Consider the following 7,308-nt stretch of genomic DNA (forward strand, 5'->3'; position numbering starts at 1 on the left):
AGAACGACTGCGCCGCCGGTGCCGGCACCAGCTGCGCCGGCACCTCCAAGGTCGACTACCAGGGCAATGCCTGGAAGAACGTCCCGGCAGGCACCTGCACCTCGATCAAGACCCCCAAGGGCATGGGCTCGCTCACGCCGATCAAGTCCTGAGCGCAGGCGCCGCCGATCATGCACGCTCCTATGCCACTGGGTGCCGGCCTTGGTTTGAAGGCCGAGCACTACGACGCCGCCCGGGACTGCAGCGCAGCCGGGCTGTGGTTTGAGGTCCACCCAGAGAACTACATGGTTGGCGGTGCTCGCCTGGCCCACCTGGAAGCGGTGGGCGAACGGCATCCGCTGTCGCTGCACGGGGTCTCCCTGTCCCTGGCGGCGGACGCCGCCCCCGACCCGACGCACCTCCAGCGCCTGCGCAGGCTGGCAGACCACGTGCGACCGGCGCTGGTATCCGAACACCTCGCCTGGTCCACCTGGCGCAATCACTATTACCCGGACCTGTTGCCATTCCCGCGCAGCCACGAGGCCCTGGTACGCATCGCAGACAACATACAGCGTACCCAGGATGCCCTGGGGCGCAGCATTGCCATCGAAAATCCCAGCCATTACCTGCACCTGGACGGCCACGACTGGGATGAAATCGACTTTCTCACCGAGCTGACGCAGCGCACTGGTTGCGCCCTGCTGCTCGACATCAACAACGTGCACGTCAGCGCGCACAACATCGATTTTGATCCGGCCGCCTACATCGATCGCTTCCCGGGCCAGGCCGTCGCGGAGATTCATCTGGCGGGGCACAGCCATGACGCCGGCGGTGCGTTGCTCATCGACTCCCACGACGCCCCGGTCGCTGACCCGGTCTGGGCCCTGTATCAGCGCTTGATCCAGCGCATCGGCCCGCGCCCGACGCTGATCGAGCGCGATGACAACGTACCCGCGTTCACGGCATTGCTCGGCGAACGCGCGCACGCCCAGGCCATGCTCGACCGACTGGGAGCGACGCAATGATCAGACGTCTCGAACACTTCCAGGACGCCTTCATCGAGGCCTTGCAGGTACGTGCCGCCCCGGAACTGTCCGCCCTCACCGCGCAACCCGGCTTTCAGGTGTACCGCAATACCGTACTCAAGGGCTGCGTCGAGGCGCTGTGTGACAACTTCCCCAGCGTCGAACGCCTGGTCGGCCGTGACTGGCTGCGCGCGGCGGCGGTCGTTCATGCCAACGCCTGCGCACCAAGCGATGCCCGCCTGATCTTCTACGGGGCGGACTTTCCCGCGTTTCTCGCGGCCTTCGAGCCGGCCCGGGAGCTGCCCTACCTGGGCCCGGTGGCCCAACTCGACTACCTGTGGATAGAGGCCTTCTGTGCCGTGCAGGAGCCCGCGCTGGAACTTGCCAGCCTGGCCGGCGTGTCGCCCGAGGCACTGGCAACCTGTCACCTGCGCCCGCGCGCCAGCGCACGCTGGCGGTGGTTCGACGAGCAACCGATCTACAGCCTCTGGCGCTGCAACCGCGAAGGGGTGGACCTGCCTGACAACCTGCCCTGGCAGGGCGAAGGCGCTTTGCTGGTGGGCCATTGCGATGGCGTCACCTGGCACGCGCTCGAACCCGCTGGCTGCGTGTTTCTGGACGCCTGCGCTGCCGGACACGATCTGGAGCGGGCCTCGGCCCTGGCCTTGCAGCGGCAAGGCGACCTGGACTTTACCGACCTGCTCAGCCGCTTGCTGGGTGCCCGCGTGTTCTCTCCCCTTGTTCTTGCATGAAGGAAATAGCCATGGATATCACCCAGCCGTCGTCCAACAACAGCCGCGCCACAGTGCGTCAACGCTGGGACCAGGTGTGCGACCTGCTTCAGCGCCTGATCAGCGACTCGACGCTCAGCCTGGTGGCGCGCATCAGCGTTGCGGCGATCTTCTTTCTCTCGGGGCGCACCAAGGTCGAGGGGCTGTTGACCATCACCCCCGGTACCTATGAGCTGTTTCGTAGCGAATACGCCCTGCCGCTGCTGTCACCGCACCTGGCCGCCCACCTGGCGACCTATGCCGAGCATGTGTTTCCGCTGCTGCTGATCGTCGGCCTGTTCTCGCGCCTGTCTGCCCTGGCGCTGCTGGGCATGACTGCGGTCATCCAGGTATTCGTCTACCCCGATGCCTGGCCAACGCACCTGTCCTGGGCCGGATTGCTGCTGGTCATCATCGGCCGGGGCGCCGGGGCGTGGTCGCTGGACAGGCTGCTGCGCATTCGCTGAATGCGACTGGCGCAGGCAATGCTGTGCGCTTCAGGTCGTGGGCGCTCCGTGCCCCTCTACCGTTTATGAGAGAGGGGCAGGAACCGAGGCCCACGGCTGAATGCATCAAGGCTATTACGGCAGGTACGGCAGGCTCAGGGGCTCATTGCCCGGTCGGTACATTGCCCGCCGTCTGCCCGAAGAGGATCTTCTTGCCCGCCTCGGTCACCGTCGGGCGGCTGGAGAACGGCTCACCCCTGGCGTAGGCCCTGACCGTGGCCGGGCGCTGGGCGATGGCCTCGAACCAGCGGCGCACATGGGGGAAGTCGTCGAGGTTCTGCTGCTGGTTCTTCCACGGCACGATCCAGGGGTAGCACGCCATGTCGGCAATGCTGTACTGCTCGCCGGCAACGAAGGTGCTGTCCGCCAGGCGACGATCCAGCACGCCATAGAGGCGGTTGGTTTCGTTGACGTAGCGGTTGATCGCGTAGGGGATCTTTTCCGGTGCATAGATCCCGAAATGATGGTTCTGCCCGGCCATCGGCCCAAGCCCGCCCATTTGCCAGAACAGCCATTCCGTCACCGTCTTGCGGCCACGCAGGTCGGTGGGCAGGAACAACCCGGTTTTTTCCGCCAGGTACAGCAGGATGGCGCCGGATTCGAACACCGTCACTGCTTCCCCGCCATCGGCCGGCGCAGTGTCGATGATGGCGGGCATGCGGTTGTTCGGCGAGAACGCGAGGAAATCGGGCTTGAACTGGTCGCCCGCGCTGATATCCACCGGGTGGATGCGGTAGTCCAGGCCGGCCTCTTCCAGAAACAGGGTGATCTTGTGGCCGTTGGGTGTTGGCCAGTAGTAGAGCTCGATCATCGTTGGTGGTCCCCGTGAAGGTTCAAGTGACTGTCAAGCAGGGTCAGCGCTGGCCGTACCATGCCTTCGAGCAGTTCACGCTCCGGCCGCGTTCGGGCCAGGACGCGAACGCCCAGGAGAATGCCCAGCAGCAGGCGCGCCAGATCGTCCGCCGGCTGCGCGCAGGTAATGGCGCCGCTGTGCTGGCCGGCCAGCACGCAGCGCCGGAAAAAGGCCTCGATCTGTATCAGGACAGCAGCCACGGCGCGCTGGAAGTCGGGGTCGTCCGGTGAGGCCTCAAGGGCGGAATTCACCAGCATGCAACCCTTGTGCTGGGGGTCGTTGAGCGAGCGTTCGAGTATCTCGTCGAAGAACGCCCCGATGGCCTGGCGCGGCGGCAGGACGCCTTCGAATCGCCGCACCCGGTCGGCAAAACCCTCTTCGACGTAATGGTCCAGCGCACGGCGATACAGCGAGCGCTTGTCGCCAAAAGCGTTGTACAGGCTGGCACTGGTCAGCCCCATGCCCTGGGCCAGGTCACGCACCGAAGTGGCCTCATAGCCACGGGCCCAGAAACATTGAACGGCTGCATCGAGCACCGCCCTCTCATCGAACTCTCTTGGCCGAGCCATCCGTACTCCCATTGCCAGGCCAACACAGGTGTTGCCCTTTTTCTGTAGACGGCCCTATTCTAGATCGAACGATCTAAAACACAAGACAGGACCCCACCCGCATGATTCATTTCTACTACCACCCCACGCCCAACCCGGCCAAGGTCGCCCTGTTTCTGGAAGAAACCGGGCTGCCCTACCAGCTGGTTCCTCTCGATACCGGCAAGGGCGAACAGCACACCGCGCAGTTCCGGGCCATCAACCCCAATGGCAAGGTCCCGGCCATCGTCGACAGCGAAGGCCCCGGTGGCCGCGAGGCACGGGTGTTCGATTCGACCGCCATCCTGCTCTACCTCGGCGAAAAGACCGGGCAGCTCATGGGCGCGCCGACCGACAAACCCGAACTGCTGTCGTGGCTGATGTTCATCGCCACGGGTATCGGGCCGTTCTCCGGCCAGGCCGTGCACTTCCAGTATGCCGCGCCGGAGAGCATCCCCTATGCAATCAACCGTTACCGGCGCGAAGCCGAACGGCACTACCAGGTGCTGGATGAGCACCTCGCCGGGCGCGACTACATCGTGGGCGACAGCTACACCCTGGCGGACATCTCAGCCTGGGGCTGGATCGACCGTGCCTCGCGCGTGCTCAAGGGCGAAAGCGACCCGCTGGCCGCCTACCCCAACATCCAGCGCTGGTTCCAGGCCATCGATGCGCGCCCGGCGGCGGCCCGTGCCCGTGAAGTGGGCAAGGACCACGCCTTCAAGAAAGACCTCGACGAGCAGATGCGCCGCGCGCTGTTCCCCTCCAACTACCCGGCGTAAGCCTCACCGGGTCAGCGTGCCCAGCGCACGCTGACCCCCGGACACGATCCCCAGAGAGGTGTGGCATGCAACCCATTGAAGGCATCGTTTTTGATCTCTACGGCACGTTGTACGACGTGCACTCCGTCGTCCAGGCCTGCGAAAGCGCCTACCCGGGCCAGGGTGAGGCCATCTCCCGCCTGTGGCGACAGAAGCAGCTCGAATACACCTGGCTGAGCAGCCTCATGGGCCGCTATGCCAGCTTCGAGCAACGAACCGAAGAAGCCCTGCGCTACACCTGCAAGCACCTGGGGCTCGCCACGGATGAAACCACTCTGCGGCAGCTCGGCCAGGCCTACCTGCACCTGGCTCCCCACCCGGACACGACCGCGGCCTTGCGGCGGCTGAAAGCAAGCGGCCTGCCCATGGCCATCGCCTCCAACGGCTCGCACCACTCCATCGAGCAGGTCGTCAGCCACTCGGACATGGGCTGGGCATTCGACCACCTGATCAGTGTCGAAACGGTCAAGGTGTTCAAGCCGGACAACCGCGTCTACAGCCTGGCCGAACAAACCATGGCCATCCCCAGGGACAGGCTGCTGTTCGTCTCGTCCAACAGTTGGGATGCGACCGGCGCCCGGCACTTCGGCTTTCCGGTGTGCTGGGTCAATCGTCAGGGGGCCGTGTTCGATGAATTGGGCGCCACCCCGACCCGTGAAGTACGTGACCTGGGCGAGATGAGCGACTGGCTGCTCGATTGAAGCTGTCCGCGCGAACGGCGCCCATGGATGATGGCCGGGGCGCCGTTCGGGCCAGGGCTGCTAGTGAACAAGGCGAATGCCGTCGATGCGTACCTGTTCCCCAGGCGAGAAGGCTTGCCCCGGCGTACGGAAACGCTCGCGAGTGCCGTCATCGTTTTTCACCCTGTAGGCGTTTTCACTCAGGCCCGCCGATGCCATCGCTGCGCGGTGGGCTCAGAGGTTGTCGCTGTCGGTCAGGTAATTGACCAGGCGCCGAAGCCAGGGCGCGATCAACAGCACCACCGGAATCATCATCAGCCAGGACAACACCCAGGCCTTCGACCAGTGCCCCATGAACCGTTCCACGGGAAACAGCGGACGGCTGGCAATTGCCGAGGCAATCGCACAGGTAATGGCCGACTGCAACAACGCAAAAAGATGGTGCCCGTGGCGTTTCGATAGCTTGATCACTGTACATGCCCCCTGGTTACGGGAAGCGCGCCATGCGCCTCCGCCTCGATGCCCTCAACGCGTGAACGCCACAAAGGCGCCTGGCATGGCTGTTATCCTGCCGCGAATGCGCACAGTGGTTTTATCCGTCCGTGCAGAACATTTTACCGATTGTCCCCACTGCGCATTCTATGCGGAACGAGCCTGGAGGCAATGCGCTCGCCTGGCCGGGTCATCGCGACCACCGATGAGTCACCGCGACCACAAAAACTCCAGGTCATAACGACAACAAAAATCACAACCTACTGTTTTTAAACAACTTATATACTGGCATGGTTTGTGTTCAGCACAGTGCTCACCCACTGAATGCAAGGACAAACCATGCAGCACAACGAATTCGACAATCGCCTGGCTGTGGTCACCGGTGCCAGCTCGGGCATCGGTTACGCGTTGACGACCGGCCTGCTCCAGGCCGGGGCCAGGGTGTTGGCCATGAGCCGTCACCAGGGTGAGCTGGGGGCTTTGCAGGAACACTACGGAGAACGACTGACCTGGCTTGAAGGCGACATCAGCCGCGCCGACGACCTCGCCAGGCTGGCCCGGTATGCGCACACCCTGGGCCCGATACACTACCTGGCCCCCAATGCCGGGATCGCCCAGTTGGCCGATGGCCTGGATGCCGCAGCCTTCGAGCGGCAATGGGCCGTCAATGGCGCGGGCGCGCTCAATACCCTGGCCAGCCTGAAAGCCCACCTGGCCCGCCCAGCCTCGGTCGTGTTCACCGGCACCTTTCTCTCGCAGGCAACCTTTCCCGGCCTCGCCGCCTACATTGCCTCCAAGGCGGCCCTGAAAGCCTTTGCGCGCAACCTGGCCGTCGAGCTGGCAGCCGACGACATCCGGGTCAACATGGTATCGCCAGGGCCCACGGCAACACCGATCTGGGGCACCCTGCAACTCAGCGACGACGCGCTGGCGGCGGTGGCCAAGACAGTGGAACAGCGTTTGTTGAATGGGGCATTTCTCGAACCCGCCATGATCGCCGACGCCATGCTGCACCTGCTGTCGCTGGGCGCACGGGGCATCCACGGGCAGGACCTGATCGTCGACAACGGCTACACCCTGCGCTGACCATGGCATGCGCCGGCAGGGCATATGCCCTGCGGTGCATGTTCATCGCAGCAAGGCCGCCATCAGGCGGCCGTCAGGCGCACTCAGGCAAACTGGCTGAACGACATATTGTCGTCCACATTATTGCCGGTACTGGCTGTGGTCGGACCACCCACCAGTTGGCCGCCCCAGGGATTGCTCTTCGGTTCGCCCTCATTGATGGCGACCTGCGAACGCTCCTTGATGGGGGAACCGCAGAATTCGGAAAAAATCGTACGCTAAGCTAACGGTGTTCTCGTGACAGCTCTTTGACTAGGCTTTCTAAGGCCATTCTGATAGCCCTGACTTCCTGAAAAGCCATGGCTAAAATTTGTGCGGCTAAAAGGGATAACCGATGGTAAAGTAAGTTATCCCTGTCGAGATACTGAAAAGCGTTATCCTCGTTTTTCCCAAAACTGTTTTGCCAGTTCGCTCAGAGCGCTAGTTAACTGAGCGACAGATTTCGCACTTTGCAAATTATTCTGCCCGGT

10 protein-coding genes are annotated in these 7,308 nt (G+C 63.6%); 7 read left to right on the forward strand and 3 right to left on the reverse strand.

The genetic code is table 11. The annotated features are described in order from the left end of the window. The 4 genes from MF6396_RS27540 to MF6396_RS27555 all read left to right on the forward strand — a co-directional run. Window positions 1-152: BufA1 family periplasmic bufferin-type metallophore (locus tag MF6396_RS27540; RefSeq protein WP_153046141.1), on the forward strand; the 152-nt coding region annotated here is incomplete at its 5' end. Between the two features lie 18 nt (window positions 153-170). Further along, a complete protein-coding gene (gene bufB, locus MF6396_RS27545) occupies window positions 171-1,004 on the forward strand; it encodes an MNIO family bufferin maturase (protein WP_021703077.1) in 834 nt (277 codons plus the stop codon). Next, on the forward strand, window positions 1,001-1,756 hold the full coding sequence (locus MF6396_RS27550) for an HvfC/BufC N-terminal domain-containing protein (protein ID WP_021703076.1): 756 nt from the start codon (window positions 1,001-1,003) through the stop codon (window positions 1,754-1,756). Before bufB ends, MF6396_RS27550 begins: the two co-directional genes overlap by 4 nt. Before the next feature lie 11 nt (window positions 1,757-1,767). Next, on the forward strand, window positions 1,768-2,241 hold the full coding sequence (locus MF6396_RS27555) for a DoxX family protein (RefSeq protein WP_021703075.1): 474 nt from the start codon (window positions 1,768-1,770) through the stop codon (window positions 2,239-2,241). Window positions 2,242-2,383: 142 nt separating this feature from the next. Here MF6396_RS27555 and MF6396_RS27560 read toward each other — a convergent pair whose 3' ends face one another. Next, on the reverse strand, window positions 2,384-3,091 hold the full coding sequence (locus tag MF6396_RS27560) for a glutathione binding-like protein (protein WP_078482000.1): 708 nt from the start codon (window positions 3,089-3,091) through the stop codon (window positions 2,384-2,386). Continuing rightward, entirely contained in the window at window positions 3,088-3,702 is a 615-nt protein-coding gene (locus MF6396_RS27565; protein ID WP_034011914.1) for a TetR/AcrR family transcriptional regulator, read from the reverse strand. Before MF6396_RS27565 ends, MF6396_RS27560 begins: the two co-directional genes overlap by 4 nt. 101 nt (window positions 3,703-3,803) lie before the next feature. Here MF6396_RS27565 and MF6396_RS27570 point away from each other — a divergent pair, with 101 nt between their 5' ends. After that, window positions 3,804-4,502: a glutathione S-transferase family protein gene (locus tag MF6396_RS27570; RefSeq protein ID WP_021703072.1), complete on the forward strand. Its 699-nt coding sequence runs from the start codon at window positions 3,804-3,806 to the stop codon at window positions 4,500-4,502. 65 nt (window positions 4,503-4,567) lie between these two features. After that, a complete protein-coding gene (locus MF6396_RS27575) occupies window positions 4,568-5,242 on the forward strand; it encodes a haloacid dehalogenase type II (RefSeq protein WP_021703071.1) in 675 nt (224 codons plus the stop codon). Between the two features lie 213 nt (window positions 5,243-5,455). On the opposite strand, the gene MF6396_RS27580 is transcribed toward MF6396_RS27575, so the two are convergent. Beyond that, on the reverse strand, window positions 5,456-5,692 hold the full coding sequence (locus tag MF6396_RS27580; protein WP_021703070.1) for a DUF2798 domain-containing protein: 237 nt from the start codon (window positions 5,690-5,692) through the stop codon (window positions 5,456-5,458). 360 nt (window positions 5,693-6,052) lie between these two features. On the opposite strand from MF6396_RS27580, the gene MF6396_RS27585 reads away from it, so the two are divergent. Then, a complete protein-coding gene (locus MF6396_RS27585) occupies window positions 6,053-6,799 on the forward strand; it encodes an SDR family NAD(P)-dependent oxidoreductase (RefSeq protein ID WP_021703069.1) in 747 nt (248 codons plus the stop codon). The last annotated feature ends 509 nt before the right edge of the window (window positions 6,800-7,308 follow it).

The organism is Pseudomonas sp. MF6396 (genome assembly GCF_002018915.1).
Classification (GTDB): Bacteria; Pseudomonadota; Gammaproteobacteria; order Pseudomonadales; family Pseudomonadaceae; genus Aquipseudomonas; species Aquipseudomonas palmensis.